16 protein-coding genes and 2 pseudogenes are annotated in these 18073 nt (G+C 68.7%); 3 read left to right on the top strand and 15 right to left on the bottom strand.

What is annotated here, in order from left to right:
- Positions 1-11 precede the first annotated feature (11 nt).
- Positions 12-701 carry an orotate phosphoribosyltransferase gene (gene pyrE / locus ACHMXA_RS05230; protein ID WP_395319063.1) on the bottom strand — a complete coding sequence of 230 codons (690 nt, stop codon included), beginning with the start codon at positions 699-701 and terminating at the stop codon, positions 12-14.
- A gap of 12 nt (positions 702-713) precedes the next feature.
- Between pyrE and ACHMXA_RS05225 the strand changes: the two genes are divergently transcribed.
- Positions 714-1517 carry an exodeoxyribonuclease III gene (locus ACHMXA_RS05225; RefSeq protein WP_395319061.1) on the top strand — a complete coding sequence of 268 codons (804 nt, stop codon included), beginning with the start codon at positions 714-716 and terminating at the stop codon, positions 1515-1517.
- A 15-nt stretch (positions 1518-1532) separates the two neighbouring features.
- On the opposite strand, the gene ACHMXA_RS05220 is transcribed toward ACHMXA_RS05225, so the two are convergent.
- The gene (locus ACHMXA_RS05220; protein ID WP_395319059.1) at positions 1533-2438 is read right to left on the bottom strand and encodes a LysR family transcriptional regulator; all 906 of its coding nucleotides are present in this window, start codon (positions 2436-2438) and stop codon (positions 1533-1535) included.
- A gap of 104 nt (positions 2439-2542) precedes the next feature.
- Between ACHMXA_RS05220 and ACHMXA_RS05215 the strand changes: the two genes are divergently transcribed.
- Together ACHMXA_RS05215 and ACHMXA_RS05210 are read left to right on the top strand one after the other, a co-directional pair.
- A complete protein-coding gene (locus ACHMXA_RS05215; protein WP_395319057.1) occupies positions 2543-3781 on the top strand; it encodes a flavin-dependent oxidoreductase in 1239 nt (412 codons plus the stop codon).
- A 44-nt stretch (positions 3782-3825) separates the two neighbouring features.
- A complete protein-coding gene (locus tag ACHMXA_RS05210) occupies positions 3826-4794 on the top strand; it encodes a tripartite tricarboxylate transporter substrate binding protein (protein WP_395319055.1) in 969 nt (322 codons plus the stop codon).
- Positions 4795-4814: 20 nt separating this feature from the next.
- Here ACHMXA_RS05210 and ACHMXA_RS05205 read toward each other — a convergent pair whose 3' ends face one another.
- The 13 genes and pseudogenes from ACHMXA_RS05205 to ACHMXA_RS05145 all read right to left on the bottom strand — a co-directional run bounded on the left by ACHMXA_RS05205 (position 4815) and on the right by ACHMXA_RS05145 (position 18034).
- The gene (locus ACHMXA_RS05205; protein WP_395319053.1) at positions 4815-5558 is read right to left on the bottom strand and encodes a GntR family transcriptional regulator; all 744 of its coding nucleotides are present in this window, start codon (positions 5556-5558) and stop codon (positions 4815-4817) included.
- 42 nt (positions 5559-5600) lie between these two features.
- Positions 5601-6281 (bottom strand): cysteine hydrolase family protein, encoded by a 681-nt coding sequence (locus tag ACHMXA_RS05200; RefSeq protein WP_395319051.1) that lies wholly within the window; start codon positions 6279-6281, stop codon positions 5601-5603.
- Positions 6282-6555: 274 nt separating this feature from the next.
- The gene (locus ACHMXA_RS05195) at positions 6556-8136 is read right to left on the bottom strand and encodes an ABC transporter ATP-binding protein (RefSeq protein WP_395319049.1); all 1581 of its coding nucleotides are present in this window, start codon (positions 8134-8136) and stop codon (positions 6556-6558) included.
- A 5-nt stretch (positions 8137-8141) separates the two neighbouring features.
- A complete protein-coding gene (locus ACHMXA_RS05190; RefSeq protein ID WP_395319047.1) occupies positions 8142-8849 on the bottom strand; it encodes a cysteine hydrolase family protein in 708 nt (235 codons plus the stop codon).
- 5 nt (positions 8850-8854) lie between these two features.
- Positions 8855-9778, bottom strand: coding sequence for an ABC transporter permease (locus ACHMXA_RS05185; RefSeq protein ID WP_395319045.1), 924 nt, complete (start codon positions 9776-9778; stop codon positions 8855-8857).
- Complete coding sequence (locus tag ACHMXA_RS05180; protein WP_395319043.1) at positions 9775-10851, bottom strand: ABC transporter permease; 1077 nt, start codon at positions 10849-10851, stop codon at positions 9775-9777. Before ACHMXA_RS05180 ends, ACHMXA_RS05185 begins: the two co-directional genes overlap by 4 nt.
- A gap of 118 nt (positions 10852-10969) precedes the next feature.
- Positions 10970-12098: pseudogene (locus tag ACHMXA_RS05175) on the bottom strand (BMP family ABC transporter substrate-binding protein).
- Between the two features lie 50 nt (positions 12099-12148).
- Complete coding sequence (hpxZ, locus tag ACHMXA_RS05170; protein WP_395319041.1) at positions 12149-12529, bottom strand: oxalurate catabolism protein HpxZ; 381 nt, start codon at positions 12527-12529, stop codon at positions 12149-12151.
- The gene (locus tag ACHMXA_RS05165) at positions 12526-13359 is read right to left on the bottom strand and encodes an ABC transporter ATP-binding protein (protein WP_176665745.1); all 834 of its coding nucleotides are present in this window, start codon (positions 13357-13359) and stop codon (positions 12526-12528) included. Before ACHMXA_RS05165 ends, hpxZ begins: the two co-directional genes overlap by 4 nt.
- Positions 13356-14183: an ABC transporter permease gene (locus tag ACHMXA_RS05160; protein WP_395319038.1), complete on the bottom strand. Its 828-nt coding sequence runs from the start codon at positions 14181-14183 to the stop codon at positions 13356-13358. The genes ACHMXA_RS05165 and ACHMXA_RS05160 overlap by 4 nt, the downstream gene beginning before the upstream one ends.
- A 5-nt stretch (positions 14184-14188) precedes the next feature.
- The gene (locus ACHMXA_RS05155) at positions 14189-15196 is read right to left on the bottom strand and encodes an ABC transporter substrate-binding protein (RefSeq protein ID WP_395319036.1); all 1008 of its coding nucleotides are present in this window, start codon (positions 15194-15196) and stop codon (positions 14189-14191) included.
- 14 nt (positions 15197-15210) lie between these two features.
- Positions 15211-16969, bottom strand: a pseudogene (gene atzF / locus ACHMXA_RS05150) (allophanate hydrolase).
- A 201-nt stretch (positions 16970-17170) separates the two neighbouring features.
- Entirely contained in the window at positions 17171-18034 is an 864-nt protein-coding gene (locus tag ACHMXA_RS05145; RefSeq protein WP_395319034.1) for a M48 family metallopeptidase, read from the bottom strand.
- Positions 18035-18073 lie beyond the last annotated feature (39 nt).

The raw sequence follows: 18073 nt of genomic DNA, 5'->3' as shown, positions 1-18073 counted from the left end.
GCCCTGCTTCTTCAGCTGGCGCCGTAGCGCGCGCGGTAGGCCAGCACTCGCTCGCGGTGCGCGCCGAGGTCTGCCGCGGCAGCGCCCGAAAGGTAGCTCAGCAGGTCGTCCAGCGTGGCGATGGCGATCACCGACAGGCCCAACTGGTTGCGCACGTACTGCACGGCGCTGTGGTCCACGTCCACGCCGTTCTCGGTGGCCTTCTCCTGCCGGTCGAGCGCGATGGCCACGGCATGCGGCGTGGCGCCCGCGGCCTCGATGGCGGCGATCGACTCGCGCACCGCGGTGCCGGCGGACATCACGTCGTCGACGATCAGCACGCGGCCCTTGAGCGGCGCGCCGACCAGGTTGCCGCCCTCGCCGTGCGCCTTGGCTTCCTTGCGGTTGTAGGCGAAGGGATAGTTGTGGCCCCGGCGGGCCAGCTCGGCGGCCACCGTGGCGCCCAGCGGGATGCCCTTGTAGGCGGGGCCGAAGATCATGTCGAACTCGAGGCCGCTTTCCATCAGGCGGTCTGCATAGAATCCGGCGAGCCGGGCGATCTTGCCGCCGTCGTCGAAGAGCCCCGAGTTGAAGAAGTAGGGACTCATCCGACCGGCCTTGGTCTTGAACTCCCCGAAGCGCAGTACGCCTGCATCCAGGGCGAACTGGACGAAATCCTGTGCGATCGCGCTGCTTTTGCTTTTCTCACCATCTACAGCCATCGGAAATTCCTTGTGTTCAAACTGACCAGTCTCAATCTCAATGGCCTGCGTTCGGCCGCAACCAAAGGCGTGGCCGACTGGGTGGCCGAACTTGCGCCGGATTGTATTTGCATGCAGGAGATCCGCGTCCAGGCCAGCGACATCGAGGGCCGGTTCGAGGAAATGGCCGGCCTCAAGGGCCATTTCCACTTCGCCGAGAAGAAGGGGTACGCCGGCACCGCCGTCTACACCAAGCACGCTCCGAGCCAGGTGGTGGTGGGCTGGGGCGACGCCGAGTTCGATGCCGAGGGCCGCTACCTCGAACTGCGCTTCGACACGCCCAAGCGCAAGTTCTCCGTCATCAGCTGCTACTTCCCGAGCGGCAGCTCGGGCGAGGAGCGGCAGGAGGCCAAGTTCCGCTTCCTCAAGGGCTTCTTCCCGCACCTGGTGGCACTGAAGAAGGAACGCGAGTTCGTGCTGTGCGGCGACATCAACATCGCCCACAAGGAGATCGACCTGAAGAACTGGCGCGGCAACCAGAAGAACAGCGGCTTCCTGCCCGAGGAGCGCGCCTGGATGACGAAGCTGCTCGACGCCGGCGCCGACGGCGCGGGCCTGGTGGACGTCTACCGCATGCTCAAGCCCGACACCACCGCCGAGGCCTACACCTGGTGGAGCAACCGCGGACAGGCCTATGCGAACAACGTGGGGTGGCGGCTGGACTATCACCTGGCCACGCCGAAGATCGCGGCGCTGGCGCGAAGTGAGCAAATCTACAAAACCGTGAAGTTTTCGGACCATGCGCCGATCACGGTGGACTACGACTTCAAGCTGTAGGCCGGTCCGCGCTGCTCAGCGCGACAGCTCCGGCAGCGCCTTCTCCAGCGTGGCCACGAAGGCCTGCATGGCCTCCGTTTCATACGCCCCGCGCTTGGTGATGCGGTAGAAGTCCAGCCCCACCTTCGGCTTGGTCAGCACGTCGATGCGCACGCGGTGGCGGCGGCAGGCCGCGAGCGCGAAGGTCGGCATCACGGCGGTGCCGAAGCCGGCCTCCACCATCGCGATCAGCGTGCCGAAGAAGTTGAAGGCGGTGCGCTGCGCGTCGGCGCGGTCGATGGCGGCGAGATGCTGATCGATCACCTTCTGGATGGGGTTGCCTGGCGGCAGGCCGACGAGTTCGGCGCCGCGCAACGACGACCACGGCGCAGCGCCCACGGCCCCCGGCTCCCCAGCCCCGTCCATCGGCGCCACGCGCATCAGGTGAAAGCGCCCCACCGGCTCGCGCGCCAGTCCCGGCGCGGCCTTGAAGAAGAAGCCCAGCCCCACGTCGGCCTCGCCCGCCGCCACCATCGCCTCCACGTCGCGCAGGTCGGCATCGAAGAGGCGCAGGCTCACCTGCGGATGCGCGGCGCGGAAGCTCGCGAACACCTGCGGCAGCAGGTTCGACGACACCAGCGGCGTGGCCGCGATGCGCAGCGTCTGGCGTGCCGCGTCGCCCTCGGCGCCCAGTTCGGCTGCCACGTCGTCTAGGTCGGTCACCATGCGCTCGACCACCGGCAGCAGGCGCCGGCCCGCGGGCGTGAGGCTCACCACGCGCGTGGTGCGGTCGAAGAGGCGGCAGCCCAGCTGCTTTTCCATCTCGCGGATCAGGATGCTGAGCCCGGCCTGCGTGATGTGCGCCTGCTCGGCCGCGCGGGTGAAGTTGCCGACGCGCGCCACCTGCAGGAAGGCGCGCAGCTGGCGGGTCGATAGATTCATATGGATTCATGATAAATCCATATCACATCTAAATTTCCCAAATGATCCTTCTGCGTTCCTAATGCGGGCCGAGACAAAGCAACGCGTCGCAACGACCGATCATCATGAGCAACGAAGTCATCATCCTGGGCGCCGGCATCGGCGGCCTGACCCTCGCGCTGAGCCTGCACCAGGCCGGCATTCCCTGCCGCGTGTACGAGGCCGTGCCCGAACTCAAGCCGCTGGGCGTGGGCATCAACCTGCTGCCGCATGCGGTGCGCGAACTCACCGAACTCGGACTGCTGGATGCCCTCGACAAGGTGGGCGTGCGCACGAAGGAGGCGGTGTTCTTCACCGAGCACGGCCAGCTGGTGTTCCGCGAGGCCGCGGGCCAGCACGCTGGCTACGACTGGCCGCAGTTCTCCATCCACCGCGGCGACCTGCAGACGGTGCTGTACGAAGAGACGCTGAAGCGCCTGGGCCCCGACAGCGTGGTGTGCGGCCGCCGCTGCACACACGTGGAGCAGGACGCGGAGGGCGTCACCGTGCATTTCGCCGATGCGCCGCCGGTGCGCGGCGCAGTTGCCGTGGGCTGCGACGGCATTCACTCGGCGCTGCGCAAGCAGCTCTATCCGAACGAAGGCGCTCCGCGCTACTCGGGCATCAACATGTGGCGCGGCACCGCGCGCTGGAAGCCTTTTCTCTCCGGCGGCAGCATGGTGCGCGCGGGCTGGCTCTCGGTCGGCAAGATGGTGATCTACCCGATCCGCGACAACATCGACGCCGAGGGCAACCAGCTGGTGAACTGGGTCGCCGAGATCCACGCGCCGCAGCCCGCGATGCGCGACTGGAGCCGCACGGGCCGCGTCGAGGACTTCCTTCCGGTATTCGCCGACTGGCATTTCGACTGGCTCGATGTGCCGGCGCTGATCCTCGCCTCCGACACCATCCTCGAATATCCGATGGTCGACCAGGATCCGCTGCCACGCTGGACGCACGGCCGCCTCACGCTGCTGGGCGACGCCGCGCACCCGATGGTGCCGCGCGGCTCCAACGGCGCGGGGCAGGCCATCATCGACGCGCGCTACCTCGCGGGTGCGCTGAAGAAGATGGGCGTCGGCACGGCCGCGCTCGAAGACTACGACCGCGTGCGCGTCAAGGCCACCACCGACGTGGTGCTGACCAACCGCAGCAATCCGCCCGACACCATCCTGCGCGAAGTGTTCGAGCGCTCGGGCGGCAAGCGCTTCGAGAGCATCGAGGAGGTCGTGCCCGTCGCCGAGCTGCAGGCCATCTCGGACAACTACAAGCGCGTGGCGGGCTACGACCCTGCCGCCCTGAAGGCGCGCGCCTCCTACCTTTGAACCGGACAGGCAACCACAGAAGAACACGGAGACTGAAAAAGACCATGCGATCGCTGATCAAGAAGACCCTCGCCGCCCTGCTCGTCACTGCAGGCACCGCAACCACCGCCTTCGCCTGGCCCGACCAGGCCATCACGCTGGTGGTGCCCTACACCCCCGGCACCGGCATCGACCTGATCGCCCGCCAACTCTCGGCGAGACTGCCCGCCAGGCTGGGCCAGCCGGTGATCGTGGAGAACGTGGCCGGCGCCAGCGGCAACATCGGCAGCGAGCGCGTGGCGCGCGCCAAGCCCGACGGCTACACGCTGCTGGTGCAGGTCAACACGCTGGTGATGAACCGCAGCCTCTATCGCTCGCTGAGCTACGACCCGGTGGCCGACTTCGCGCCGGTGTCGCTCACCTCCTGGGGCACGCTGCTGCTGGTGACCAACCCGAACGTGCAGAAGGCCTCGTCGGTGCAGCAGATGGTGAGCGCGGCCAAGGCCGAGCCCGGCAAGCTGACCTACGCCACGCCCGGCGTGGGCACGCCGCACCACCTGTCGATGGCGCTCCTCATGCAGGGCACGGGCACCGAGATGCTGCACGTGCCCTACAAGGGCACCGCCGGAGCGGTGACCGACCTGCTCGGCGGACGCATCGACTACATGTTCCTGCCTGTGCACGTGGCACTGCAGCACATCCAGGCCGGCAAGCTCAAGGCCATCGCCACCGGCAGCGGCAAGCGCCTGCCGCAACTGCCCGACGTGCCAACCCTCGCCGAAGCCGGCGTGACCGCCGACAACGTCGACATGTGGTACGGCGTGCTCGCGCCCAAGGGCACGCCGCCGGACGTGGTAGCGCGGCTCAACAAGGAGATCGCGGCGGTGCTGAAGCAGCCCGAGGTGGCGAAGTCCTTCGAGTCGCAGGGCATGGTGCCGGCGAGCTCGACGCCGGCGGAGTTCGGTACGTTGGTGAAGAAGGATGCGGACCGCTGGGCTGGCGTTGTCAAGCGCGGCAACATCACGGCGGATTGAGCTGGGCCTTTCTTTCTCCCTCAGCGCGGCGCAGCCTTCCCCGCGTGCCGCGCCAGATGCACCTGGTGCAGCGTGATCTTGCGCACCTCGGCCTGGCTGGTCTCGATGTGGGCGCGCAGCAGCATCGCGGCCTGGTCGCCGCGGTTCGCGCGCACGGCCTTCAGGATCTTGGCGTGCTCGTCGTAGGTGGCGTCGATGCGCGGCTGCTTGGTGAAGTCGAGCCGGCGGATGATGCGGATGCGGTCGGTCACGTCGCCGTGCACGCGCGCCATCTCGGCATTGCCGGCGGCGGCCACCAGCGAGCAGTGGAAGGCCTCGTCCCACTGGGCCACCTGGGCCATATCGGTGCTGCGCTGCGCCGCGGGCACGAGCCAGATGTCGGCCAGCGTGTCGAGCATGCCGCGGTCGATGTGGCGGTCGGTCTCGCACAGGCGGTGCACGGCGGTGGTCTCCAGCACCATGCGCAGGTCGTAGAGCTGCTCGAACTGGTCGAAGTCGAAGGGCAGCACGCGCCAGCCGCTGCGGAACAGCACCTCGACGAAGCCCTCCTGCTGCAGCCTGAAGAGCGCCTGCCGCACCGGCGTGCGCGACACGCCGAGCCGGTCGCTGATCTCGCCTTCGGTGAAGCGGTCGCCGGGCACGAGGATGAAGTCGGCAACATCGCGCTTGAGCTGCGCGTAGACCTCGTCGGCACGCGTGCGGAATGCGGACGCGTCGGTGGCGGCGGGAACTGAGGCTTCTGGGCGGGGGCGAACGGTGGACACGGATGGAATGTTAGTCGCTGGCGCGGTCGGCCATGGTCGTCGTCATTGCTGCTGCGGCTTCTTCTTCAGCGCCGCGACGAGCGCGGTGCCCGGTGCCGTCCAGCCGACGATGGCGCCCTGCGCGCGCACCATGTCCAGCGTCGCCGCCTTGAAGGCCGGGAAGTAGCTCTCGGTGCAGTCCTCCAGCAGCAGGCAGTCGTAGCCGCGGTCGTTGGCTTCGCGCATGCTGGTCTGCACGCAGACCTCGGTCGTGACGCCGCCGAACAGCAGATGCGTGATGCCGCGCGCCTGCAGCAGCTCGTGCAGGCCGGTGGCATAGAACGCGCCCTTGCCCGGCTTGTCGATCACGATCTCGCCCTCCACGGGCGCGAGCGCCTCGATGATCTGGTTGCCCGGCTCGCCCGCCACGAGGATGCGGCCCATCGGTCCTTCGTCGCCGATGCGCAGCGTGGGGTTGCCGCGATTGCGCTTGGCCGGCGGGCAATCGGAAAGATCGGCCTTGTGCGCCTCGCGCGTGTGCACGACGAGGCCGCCTGCATCCCGCCAGGCTTGCAGCACGGCTTTCGTCGCCGGGACGATGGCTTCGAGCAGCGACACGTCGTTGCCCAGCGACTCGCCGAACCCGCCGGGCTCGATGAAGTCGCGCTGCATGTCGATCAGCACGAGCGCAGTGCCAGTGATGTCGAATTCGTAGGGAAACGGATTGGCTTCGTCGATGTGCATGCTGGTCCTCAAGAATGTGCCGGCCCGCGACGGCCCTCACCCCACGACAGAGCCCGGCGGGCGGTGCGGCGCGGCCGCCCCCTCTGTGCAGCCGAGGAGCGCAGCGTTTCGCGGACAAGGGCTCGCAGCTGTCTGAGCGAAGCGAGTTCTGCGAGACCCCGCGAAACGCGAGCACCGCAGGGCAGCCGCGAAGCGACCGGCACAGTGGGGGCGGCCGTGCCGTGCCGCCCGCCGGGCGGAGCCAAAACAGCAAGAAGTGCATTCATGCAGCCACCTAGTGATGCCCACCACCCATGTGTGCCCCGATCACATGCCGCTCCGCCCCAGAAGCCGCAGTCTCGAACACGATCCGCCCCTCGCTCATCACGACGATGCGATCCGCCAGCTCGAGCAACTCGTCGAGATCCTCGCTGATGAGAAGAACGGCCCCACCCTTCTCCCGCACCTGCACGATGCGCGAGTGGATCTCCGCGACCGCAGCGAAGTCCAGACCGAACACCGGGTTCGCTGCGATCAGCACATTGATGTCGCCCGCCAGCTCGCGCGCCAGCACTGCGCGCTGCACGTTGCCGCCAGAGAGGCTGCGGATCGGCGCTCCCTCGCCCCGCGTTTTCACGCCGTATTCGGCGATCCACTCGCGCGCCCTGCTGCGCCAGTACGGAAAGCTCAGCACGCCGGCGCGCGACAGCGGCGGCTGGTCGAAGTCGCGCAGCGCCATGTTTTCCGCCACGCTCAGATCGCCGACGCATGCGTTGCGCAACGGTTCCTCCGGAAGGCTGCGCACCTTGAGCTCGCGGTTCTCGGCGCGGCGCGCGGCATAGGGCCGCCCCATTACCGTCACCTTGCCCGCAAGGCGCGGGCGCTGGCCCACAAGCGCTTCGACCAGTTCGCGCTGCCCGTTGCCCGAGACGCCGGCCACGCCGAGGATCTCCCCGGCTCGGACCGACAGACTCAGCTCATGCAGCGCCAACGTTCCTCGATCGCCCTGCGCCTTCAAGCCTTCGACCTCCAGCGCGACCGGTGTGCCGGCAGTCACCGGCTTCCTTGCAGTGGTCTGCGCGGCAGGAGGCGCCGCCGCCTGCTCGCCCCCCATCATGGCCTGCGCCAGCTGCGCAGGACTGGTATCGGCGACGCTGCAATGGTGCACCGCCTTGCCGCGCCTGAGCACCGTCACGCTGTCGGCGTACGACATCACCTCGCGGAACTTGTGCGTGATGATCAGCACCGTGCACAGCCCGCTGCGCGCGAACTCGCGCACGTGGCCCAGCACCTCGTCGGCCTCCTGCGGCGTGAGCACCGAGGTCGGCTCGTCGAGGATCAACAGGCGCGGCTTCAGGTACAGCTGCTTGAGCAGCTCCAGCTTCTGCTTCTCGCCCGCCGCGAGCTCCGAAGGCCGCACATCGAGGTCGAGGCTGAACGGCGTGGTCGCCAGAAACTCCTTCAGCTCCGCGCGCTTGCTCTTCCAGTCGATGACCGCGGGCGTCTTGCCGCCGGCGAGCAGCAGGTTCTCGGCCACCGTCATGCCCGGTGCCAGCGTGAAGTGCTGGTAGACCATGCCGATGCCCAGCGCGCGCGCCACGATCGGGTTGGCGATGTCCTGCTCGCGCCCGTCGATCAGGATGCTGCCCTCCTCCGCGCGCTGGAAGCCGGCCACGCACTTCACCAGCGTGCTCTTGCCCGCGCCGTTCTCGCCGAGGAGCGCATGCACCGTGCCGGGCTCCACGTGCATCGTCACGCGGTCCATCGCCGTGAAGTCGCCGAAGCGCTTGGTGAGCTCGTAGGTGTCTAGCGCGAGCGCGCCGCTGCCCGCCGGCAGGCCGCCGATGGCATGGGAGGAAGAAGACGCGGCGCCCATGGCGGTCAGCCGAGCGCAGCCAGCAGCGCCTGCGAGGTGGCGTGCGCGCCGAACACGCCGCCCTGCATCGTGATCATCTTCAGCGCGGCGAGGTGGTTGCCGTAGTCGGTGGCGGCCGTGCAGTCGGACAGCAGCAGGCATTCGAAGCCGCGGTCGTTGGCGTCGCGCATCGTGGTGTGCACGCACACGTCGGTGGTGATGCCCGCGAGGATGATGTTCTCGATGCCGCGCGTGCGCAAAATCAGTTCGAGGTCGGTCGCGTAGAACGAGCCCTTGCCGGGCTTGTCGATGATCACCTCGCCCGGCAGCGGTGCCAGCTCGGGAATGATTTCCCAGCCCGGCTCGCCGCGCACCAGGATGCGCCCGCAGGGCCCGTCGTCGCCAATGCCCACGCCGTTCGCGCCGATCTGCCGCGAGCGCCAGCGCTTGTTGGCCGGCAGGTCGCCGAGGTCGGGCCGGTGGCCTTCGCGCGTGTGGATGATGTGGTAGCCCAGCGGCCGCAGCGCCGCCAGCGTGCGCGCGATCGGCTGGATCGGCGCCTGCACCAGCGACAGGTCGTAGCCCATCACGTCGACATAGCCGCCCTTGCCGCAGAAGTCGGTCTGCATGTCGATGACGATGAGCGCCGTGTTGTCGGGACGCATGTTCGCGTTGTAGGGCCAGGCGTAGGGCTCGGCGGCGACGGTCTTCGTCGATGTCGTCGTTGCGGTCATGACGTTCAGCTCCTTGTCGATGAAAGTTCGCCGGGGCTTCCGGCGGCGGCGCTGTCCGGCTTGCAGGTGAACACCAGGATCACCAGCGTGAGCACATAGGGCACGGTGTTGAAGAGGTGGTAGCCCCAGCCGATGCCGATGGACTGCAGCGCGGGCCCGATGGCGCCCGCGCCGCCGAAGAGCAGCGCCGCGCCCACGCAGCGCAGCGGGCTCCAGCGCGCGAAGATCACCAGCGCCACCGCGATCAGGCCCTGGCCGCTGGAGATGCCTTCGTTCCAGCTGCCCGGATAGAAGAGCGTGAGCGACGCGCCGCCCAGCCCCGCGATGAAGCCGCCCGCCGTGGTGGCCGCGATGCGCAGGCCCGAGACCGAATAGCCGAGCGCGCGCGTCGCCTGCGCCGAGTCGCCTGCCATGCGCACCAGCAGCCCGGCGCGCGTGCGGGCGAAGCCCCACCACAGCAGCACCGCGAGCGCCACGCCCACCGGCACCAGCGCGTTGAGCTGCAGGGCCGAGCGCACGACGGGGTTGTCGCTCCAGAAGCCCAGCGGGATCGCCGGGATCTGTGGCGCCTGCGGCTGGATCAGCGGCTTGCCCAGGTAGAACGCGAGCCCCGTGCCCAGCAGCATCAGCGCGATGCCGGTCGCCACGTCGTTCACGCGGTCGAGCGAGCACAGCAGCCCGTGCAGCAGCGCGAGCACGGCGCCGGCCACCGCGCCGATCAGCACGCCGAGCCATGCGGAATCGGTGAGATACGCACCGCCGAAGGCCGCCATGGCCGACAGCACCAGCACGCCTTCGAGCCCGAGGTTGATGCGGCCCGACTTCTCCGTGAGGCACTCGCCCAGGCTCACGAAGAGAAAAGGCGCGCCCACGCGCAGCGCACCGCCGACGATGCCGGCCACCAGCGCGATCCATTGGTCGGCGGTCATGCGATGTAGCTCCTGTCGTAGTGCTTCGCCTCGGGCAGCATGCGGTCGCCGAACTTCTTCCAGTTGACGGTGCGCAGGCCCTCGCTCGCGAGGATCAGCACGAAGGCGATGCCCTGCAGCACCAGCACCGACGCGTCGGGCAAACCGAGTCGCCGCTGCAGCAGGCTGCCCGCCGCACCGAAGCCGCCGAACAGGATGGCCACCGGCACGATGGCCACCGGGTTGTGCCGCGCGATGAACGACACCAGGATGCCCGCATAGCCGTAGCCCGCGATCAGCGATGCGTTCGCGTTGGTGTGCACCGCCGCCACCTCGATGGCGCCAGCGAGCCCCGCGCATGCGCCGCCGAGCCCGCAGGCCGAAAGGATGAGCCGCGTGGCCGGCAGCCCCACCAGCTGCGCGGTGCGCGGATTGCCGCCCACCACCCGCACCGAGAAGCCCGAGGCCGTGGCGCGCAGCCACCAGCTGAGCCCCAGGCAGGCCACCACGCCCACCACCAGGCCCCAGTGCACGTCGGAGCCGCCGATGCCGCCGATCAGCAGCCCGTCGCTCAGCGCGTAGGTCGACGGCTTGTTGAGGCTGGCCGGGTCGCGCAGCGGCCCTTCGACCAGGTGCTTGAAGATGCCGATGGCGATGTAGGCCAGCAGCAGGCTGCTGATGGTCTCGTTGATGCCGCGGTACTGGCGCAGCCAGCCCGCGAGCACGACCCACAGCGCGCCGATGACGGCGCCCGCGATGCAGACGATCGCCGTGCCGACGACATTGCCCGGTAGCGGCACCGCATGCGCCAGCGCCGCGCAGGCCAGCCCGCCCAGCACCAGCGCGCCCTCGCCGCCGATCACGATGAGACCCGCGCGCGCGGGCAGCGCCACGCACAGCGCGGTGAGCATCAGCGGCGCGGCGCGCTGCAGCGTGTTCTGCCACGAGAACCAGTCGCCGAACGCGCCCTTGAACAGCGTGCCCCACACCTCCACCGCGTCGATGCCGGCGAAGGCCACCACCAGCCCGAACAACAGCAGCGCCGCCGCGATGGCGAACACCGGCAGGGAAAACTCCTTGAGGACACTGCGCATGATGAAGTTTGCTTTCAGGCCAGGGCCGTCGCGGAACCGGCTTCGCCGGGCCGCTGACGGCGCCCCCTTGCAAAGGGGGTGGGCGAAGCGACACGCAGTGCGCGAAGCCTGGGGGATGTCATCCGATGCTTCCCACGACGCCTTCGACGAGGTAGTTCATCTTCTTCGAGCTCCAGGTCGGTCTGCTTCAGGACCTTGCCCGCGGGCACGACGACCGCGCCCTTGTTGTCCTTGATGCCGTCCTTGAAGATGTCGAAACTGCCCGCGATCATCTTTGCCTTGATCTCGTCGGCCTGCTTCTTCGCGGCGTCGGGCACCATGGGGCCGTAGGCCGACATCTTCACGTAGCCCTCCTTCAGGCCGCCGCGCAGGAAGTTGGGGTGCGGCTTGCCGGTCTGCGCGGCCTCGATGACGGTCTTGTAGGCGGTGAGCCAGTTCCACTCGGCGCCCGTGAGGTATGCATTGGGCGCCAGCTTGGCCTGGCTCGCGTGATAGCCGCAGACCATCTTGCCGCGCTTGGCGGCCGTCTCGACCACCACCTTGGGGCCGTCCACGTGCATGGTGAACACGTCGCAGCCCTGGTCGGCCAGGCTGTTGGTGGCCTCGGCTTCCTTCACCGCCATCGACCAGTCGCCCGTGAAGATCACGCTGCAGGTGATGTTCGGCTTGACCGATCGAGCGCCGAGCGTGAAGGCGTTGATGTTGCGCAGCACCTGCGGAATGGGCTTGGCGGCGACGAAGGCGATCTTGTTGCTCTTCGTCATGTGCGCGGCGATCACGCCGTTGAGGAACTGGCACTCGTCGATGTAGCCGAAGAAGCTGCCGACGTTCTTCGGGTGCTTGCCCTCGGTCCAGAGGCCGCCGCAGTGCGAGAAGCGCACGTCGGGGTTCTTGGGCGCCACCGCGAGGATGTGCGGATCGAAGTAGCCGAACGAGGTGGGAAAGAGCAGCCCGGCGCCGTCCTGCGAGATCATGCCGGCCATGGTCTTCTGCACCGCGGCGGTCTCGGGCACGTTCTCTTCCTCGACCACCTTCACGCCGGGCAGCTTCTTGATCTCGGCGGCGGCCATGGCGTGCGCCTGGTTGTAGCCGTAGTCGTCGCGCGCGCCGACGTAGATCACGCCGACCGTGAGCGGCTTGGGCTTGGCCTGGGCGGCGGCGAGCGCGCTCCAGCTTCCGAGGCTGCCGGCGGTGCCCAGCGCGGCCAGTGTCTTGAGCGAATCGCGGCGATTGAGATGGCGGGTCATGGCGTTCTCCGTTACAGGTTGAGGTGCAAAAAACGTGCCCTGGCGAGGGCTCAGCCGAGCAGGCTCACGTGGGCGGCGACCACGCGCCAGCCTTCGTCCGTGCGCATCCAGGTCTGGCTCTGGCGGCCGGCCTGGAGGCTGCCCTCGCGGCGGAACTCGACGTTCGCGGTCGCGAAGTCGCGGCCGTAGGTGGTGATGACGGTGCGCAGCAGCTCGCGCGGCGGGCTCTGCACCGGCAGCGAGGCGCGGAAGGCCGCGATGCCGGCATGGCCGTAGTGGTTCTCCGAGAAGCCGTAGCGCAGCGTGTGCGGGCTGTTCCAGAAGAGCTCGTCGAGCGTCGAGCGGTCGTTGCCGACGAGCGCCGCCTCGTAGCGCGCGAACACGGCCTGCACCTCGGCGAGCACGTCGGGGAGGTTGATCTCGGGCATCAACGGCGGACCTCGCGCTGGAAGATGTCGAGGCTGAGCTTCTTCATCGCGACGAAGCTCTCGGTGCTCAGCGTGTCGACGGTGCGCGGGCGCGCGTCGCCGTAGCGCAGGATCTCGGCCACGCGGGTGGGCCGCTTGGTCAAGAGCAGCACCTCGTCGGCGAGGTACACCGCCTCCTCGAGGTCGTGCGACACCAGCAGCATGGTGGTGCCGGTCTGCATGAACACCTCCTGCAGCTTCTCGCGGATGAAGAGAGTCATCTCGAAGTCGAGCGCGGAGAAGGGCTCGTCGAGAAACAGCACCTCCGGGTTGGGCGCGAGCGCACGCATGATCGACGCGGTCTGCTGCTGGCCACCGGAGAGCTCGTACGGATAGCGCGCGAGGTCGAACTTCACGTCGAAGGAGGCCACCAGCTCTTCCATGCGCCGGTCGACCTCGGCCTTGCTGCGTCCTTCGAGCTTCAGCGGATAGGCGATGTTGTCGATGGTGCGCATCCACGGGAACATCGCCTCGCGGTAGTTCTGGAACACGTAGCCGATCTTGGTGTCCTTGCGTTGCTTGCCGTCGAACAGGATCTCGCCCGAGTCGATGGGAATGAGCCCCGCGATCATGTTGATGAGCGTGGACTTGCCGCAGCCGTTGGGGCCGAACACCGAGACGATCGCGTGCTTCGGGATGTCGAGGTCGAAGTTGTCGTACAGCGGCCAGCCCGCGAAGTACTTGGTGAGCCCGCGGATGGTGATGTGCGTGCCTGCCGGGCCGGGCTTGAAGGCCGGCTTCGGAACGTCGGCGTACACCGGGCCGTTGATGACGATGTCCTGCGTAGCTTTCATCTTCCGCTCCAGTGCACGATGCGGCGCTCGGCGACCAGGAAGAGGATGTTCAGCGCGTAGCCCAGCGCACCCGCCGAGAGGATCGCCGCGTACATGCTCTTCACGTTGAGCACCTGCTGCGCATCGATGATCCGATGGCCCAAGCCTGTATCGGAGCCGATGAACATCTCGGCCACGATGACGATCACCAGCGCCATCGACACCGCCGAGCGCAGGCCCACGAAGCTGGGCTGCAGGCTTTCCCAAACCAGCACGTCCTTGAAGATCTGCCAGCGCGAGGCGCCCATGACGCGCGCCGCCATCACCCGCTGCTTGCGGGCGTTGATGACGCCGTAGGCGCTGTTGAACACCACGATGAGCAACGCGCCGAAGGCCGCGATGGCCACCTTGTTGACGTCGCTCACGCCGAAGATCAGCAGGAACAGAGGGATCAGCGCCGACGAAGGCGTGGAGCGGAAGAAGTCGATCAGGAACTCCACGCTGCGGTATGCCTTCTCGTTGCTGCCGAGCAGCACGCCCAGCGGCACGCCGACGACCGCCGCGATGACGAAGGCCTGCACGGTGCGCCACACGGTCATGGCGAAGTCGGTGAGCAGCGGGCCGCCGGCCAGGCCGGTGACGAGCGCGGCGACGGTGTCGGCGGGCGTGGGCAGCAGGATCGGCTTGATGAAGCCGAGCCGTACCACCAGGTCCCACACGATGAACAGCACCACCGGGCCGATGAAGGGCAGCAGGCGGTCGCGCAGCGGCGGCTTCGGCGCAGCGGTGGCCGTGCTGGCCGGCGGGGTCCACGGCGCGGCCGTGGTCGAGCTTGCGTCGGCCATGGTCGTCAGGCCTTGTAGAGCAGGCCGTCCACCGCCACCTTCTTCTCGAAGATGCCTTTCTCGGTGAACAGGTCGTAGAACTTCTGGAAGTACGCGACGTCGCTGGGCTTGAACTCGCTGTAGAGCATGTACGACGCGAGCGGCACCTCGGCCGTGAGCTTGCCCTCGATGGCGGTGTAGCCCTTCATGAACTGGCGCGCCTCGTCGGGCTTGCTGCGCACCAGCTCCACGCCGCGTGCGTAGGCGGCGATGTACTTCTTCGCGACCTCGGGGTTCTTCTTGATGAAGTCGCTGGTGAGGCTGGCCGCGCCGCCGTGCCACGGCGCCATCGGGTCGCCGAGGATGTACTTCGCGACCACGCCGGCCTCGACGACGCGCGTGGTGCCGTTCATGCGGCCCACGGTGCCGGTGGGCTCCAGCGTGTAGCAGGCGTCGACCTGGCCCGCGACCAGCGCAGCTACGTGCTGGCCGATGGGCAGTTCGCTCACGGTCGCGCCCTTGGCGCCCGCGCGCTCCAGCATGGTCTTGCACAGCGTGACGTTCTGGATGCCGGGGCCCGATGCGACCTTCTTGCCGGCCAGCTCGGCCACGCTCTTGACGGGGCTGTCCTTGGCGACGATGAATTCGTCGAGCACGTACTTCGCGTTGCTCGGGTTGGTGCAGAAGATCTTGAACAGGCCGGGCTGCGCGATCTCGCCGATGGCGAGGTTGGCCGAGCCGGTGCCGTTGGCGCTGCCGTCGCAGCGGCCGGCGAGCATACCTTCCATCACCTGCTGCGCGCCGGCGAACTTCAGCGGCTCCACGTCGAGGCCGGCCTCCTTGAAGTAGCCCTTGTCGACGGCTGCAAAGAACGGCAGGCCGGCGGCCACGGGCCAGAAGCCGATGCGCAGCTTCGCAGCCGCGCCCTGCGCGCGCACGATGGCGGGCGCGGCCAGCACGGCCAGGCCCGCGGCGCCGGCCTGCAGCAGCTGGCGTCGCCGGCGTGCGGCGGGAGAGTGTTGTTGGATGCTCATCGGAACTCCTCTGATCAGTTGGAACTCGGGGTGGCGCGGCTCGCGACGTAGGCGCGCCAGCCGCCGTGATGGGTCACGTCCTGCGCGCCGGCCAGCGCGTGGCCTTCGCAGATGAATCCTTTCACCCAGCTGCCGTCGGCCAGCTCGACGCTGCCGAGACCCAGCGGTGGCGGGATCAGCGCGAGGAAGCTGCCGACCTGCGCGAGCGGCACGGCCCACACCTCGAGCGCGATGGCGGCGCCTCCGTCGCCTTCGTCGCCTTCGGCCACGCGTCGCAGTCCGGGCTTGGGCGGCACGGTGCCCGGCAGCGCGTGAAGCCGGTAGGCCGGCGCGGTGGTGGTGGCGCGCACCAGGGCGGCGCCGCGCTCGGTCAGCTGGCTGTTGAGCGGCATGCCCGAGAGATGTGCACCGACGACGGCGATCGGCAACATGCCGGCGCCCGGTGCGGCGAGCCCCGGAATGGCGCGCGGCGGCGGAAGAGGCTCGCCGGTCGCGCCCTGCGCGAGGCCGGTGGCGTGGTGGAAGCGCTGGCCCAGCTCGGCTAGTGCGAGGTCGCTGCCGCAGGGGCCGATCAGCGTGATGCCGAAGGGCAGGCCGTCGGCGCGCAGGCTGCTGGGCACCGAGAGCGCGGCGTAGTCGAGCAGATTGACGAAGTTGGTGTACGCACCCAGGTTGCGGTTGAGCACGACCGGATCGGCGCGCATCTGCTCGCGCGTGTAGTGCGTGGGCGCAGTGGGCACGAGCAGCAGGTCGATGTCGCGCCACATCGGCTCGACCTTCTGCGCGATGGCGCGCAGCCGTGCCTGGGCCGCGAACACGTCGGCGGCGTCGTATTCGGCACCCGCTCGCGAGGATGCCGCGCACGGGCTCGATGACTTCGTCGGCATGTGCATCGAAGAACTCGCGCACCGCGGCGTAGCGTTCGGCGACCAGTGCGCTCTCGTAGAGCATCCCGGCGGCTTCCGCGAGCGGTGCGTAGGCGATGGTGACGGGCGTGCCGCCCATGGCGAGCAGCCGTGCGACCGCATCGCCGAAGGCCTGCTCGGCGGCGGCGTCGCCGAAGAAGCTCAGCCGGTCGGGCACGCCGAAGCGGAAGCGCGCGGGCAGCGGCTCGCGGCGCAGGTCGATGTTCCGGGAATACGGGTCGCGCGCGTCGTGGCCCGCGGCCGCGAGCAGCACGTCGACCGCGGTGGCAACGGTGCGCGCGAAGATGGAGACGCAGTCGGCGCTCTGCGCGGCGGGCACCACGCCGAAGGCGCTCAGCAGCCCGCGCGAGGGCTTGAGGCCGACGATGTTGTTGAGCCCGGCCGGCACGCGGCCGGAGCCGGCGGTGTCGGTGCCCAGGGCGAAATCGACCTCGCCCGTGGCCACGACGTAGGCCGATCCCGAACTGGAGCCTCCCGACACGTAGCGCGCGTCGAAGGCGTTGGGCACCTCGCCATAAGGAGAGCGGGTGCCGTTCAGGCCGCAGGCGAACTGGTCGAGATTGGTCTTGCCGACCAGCGATGCACCGGCTTCGAGCAGGCGCTGCACCGCGCCCGCATGCGCCTCCGGCAGGTGCTCGAAGGCCGGGCAGGCGGCGGTGGTGGGCACGCCGGCCACGTCGATGTTGTCCTTGACCGCGAAGCGCAGCCCGGCGAGCGGCAGGGCGAAATCCAGCGCCACGGCGGCGTGCGTGTGCACCACTGGCGACGCGAACCTGGCGATCCAGGCTGCTTCGGGCGTTCCGCTTTTCGGGTTTTGTTCATGCACCATCTTCAGGCATCCAAACATGTGTACAAGCTGAGATGCAAGCGGCATGCCAGCGCGAACGCCGTGTGGCGCGGATGGGGAAACCGTGTCTGAAATTGGCTTCCTCTCCCCTTGGAGAGAGGGTTGGGGTGAGGGCAGGTGCGCAGAGTGAAGCGCGGCTTCTATCTAGAGGCCGTCGCCCTCACCCCCGCCCTCTCCCCAAGGGGAGAGGGAGCAAGAAGCTCAACTCTTCCTTGCGTCGCGGTAGAGCTTCTCGACCTTCGGCAGGTTCGCTTCCAGCTTCGCGATGCGGTCCGGCCCGCTCGGGTGCGTCGAAAGGAAGCTCAGGCCGCCCTGGTTCTTCGACGCCGTGGCCATCTTCTGCCACAGCGACACCGACGCCTTCGGGTCGTAGCCCGCGCGCGCCGCGAGTTCGAGCCCCACGAGGTCGGCCTCGGTCTCGTCGCTGCGGCTGAACTTGAGCGTGATGAGCTGCGTGCCGGCGCGCGCGGCCAGGTCGCCCACCTGCCCCCATCCGAGCAGCTGCGCACCGATGGAGAGCGCCGCGCCCGTGCCCGCGCTCTTGGCCAGGCGGGCGCGTGCATGCTCGCGCAGGGCGTGGGCCATCTCGTGGCCCATCACCATCGCGACCTCGTCGTCGGTGAGCTTGAGCTGCTCGAGGATGCCGGTGAAGAAGGCGATCTTGCCGCCGGGCATGCAGAAGGCGTTGATCTGCTTGCTGCCGATCAGGTTGACCTCCCACTTCCAGTCGCGGGCGCGCGCGTTCCACGGCATGGCGAACGGGACGAGCCGCGCGGCGATGGCCCGCAGGCGCTGCAGCTGCGGATTGCTGTCGCCCGCGAGCGCGCCCTTGGCGCGCGCCTGCGCGAGCAGTTGGCCGTATTGCTGCACGCCAGCCGTCTCGATCTGGTCCGCCGGCACGAGGTTGCGCGCCACCGAGGGCTTGCCCACCTCGACCTGCGCCAGGGCCGGCTTCGCGAGCACCGCGCCGGCGGCGGCCAGCAGGAAGGCGCGCCGCGGATTCCATGCGGAGGCTACGGAGGGAGCGGGAACGGCGGAAAAGGGGCGATCGCATCGTGTGCACATAGGAGCCGGATGATAGGAACAAATGAAGACAAGAAGCCC

Origin of the sequence: Variovorax sp. UC74_104, from assembly GCF_044055375.1 — a bacterium.
In the GTDB taxonomy this organism is placed as follows: Bacteria; Pseudomonadota; Gammaproteobacteria; order Burkholderiales; family Burkholderiaceae_C; genus Variovorax.
Note: the sequence above shows the minus strand (reverse complement) of the source record. Positions and strands in the feature narration are given on the sequence as shown.

Excerpts from the sequence above, each read along its gene's own strand:
- pyrE (WP_395319063.1), bottom strand. The coding sequence starts at position 701 with ATGGCTGTAGATGGTGAGAAAAGCAAAAGCAGCGCGATCGCACAGGAT.
- ACHMXA_RS05190 (WP_395319047.1), bottom strand. The coding sequence starts at position 8,849 with ATGACCGCAACGACGACATCGACGAAGACCGTCGCCGCCGAGCCCTAC.
- ACHMXA_RS05195 (WP_395319049.1), bottom strand. The coding sequence starts at position 8,136 with ATGGGCGCCGCGTCTTCTTCCTCCCATGCCATCGGCGGCCTGCCGGCG.
- ACHMXA_RS05155 (WP_395319036.1), bottom strand. The coding sequence starts at position 15,196 with ATGAGCATCCAACAACACTCTCCCGCCGCACGCCGGCGACGCCAGCTG.
- ACHMXA_RS05165 (WP_176665745.1), bottom strand. The coding sequence starts at position 13,359 with ATGAAAGCTACGCAGGACATCGTCATCAACGGCCCGGTGTACGCCGAC.
- ACHMXA_RS05160 (WP_395319038.1), bottom strand. The coding sequence starts at position 14,183 with ATGGCCGACGCAAGCTCGACCACGGCCGCGCCGTGGACCCCGCCGGCC.
- ACHMXA_RS05145 (WP_395319034.1), bottom strand. The coding sequence starts at position 18,034 with ATGTGCACACGATGCGATCGCCCCTTTTCCGCCGTTCCCGCTCCCTCC.
- ACHMXA_RS05215 (WP_395319057.1), top strand. The coding sequence starts at position 2,543 with ATGAGCAACGAAGTCATCATCCTGGGCGCCGGCATCGGCGGCCTGACC.
- ACHMXA_RS05200 (WP_395319051.1), bottom strand. The coding sequence starts at position 6,281 with ATGCACATCGACGAAGCCAATCCGTTTCCCTACGAATTCGACATCACT.
- ACHMXA_RS05185 (WP_395319045.1), bottom strand. The coding sequence starts at position 9,778 with ATGACCGCCGACCAATGGATCGCGCTGGTGGCCGGCATCGTCGGCGGT.
- ACHMXA_RS05180 (WP_395319043.1), bottom strand. The coding sequence starts at position 10,851 with ATGCGCAGTGTCCTCAAGGAGTTTTCCCTGCCGGTGTTCGCCATCGCG.
- ACHMXA_RS05210 (WP_395319055.1), top strand. The coding sequence starts at position 3,826 with ATGCGATCGCTGATCAAGAAGACCCTCGCCGCCCTGCTCGTCACTGCA.
- ACHMXA_RS05220 (WP_395319059.1), bottom strand. The coding sequence starts at position 2,438 with ATGAATCTATCGACCCGCCAGCTGCGCGCCTTCCTGCAGGTGGCGCGC.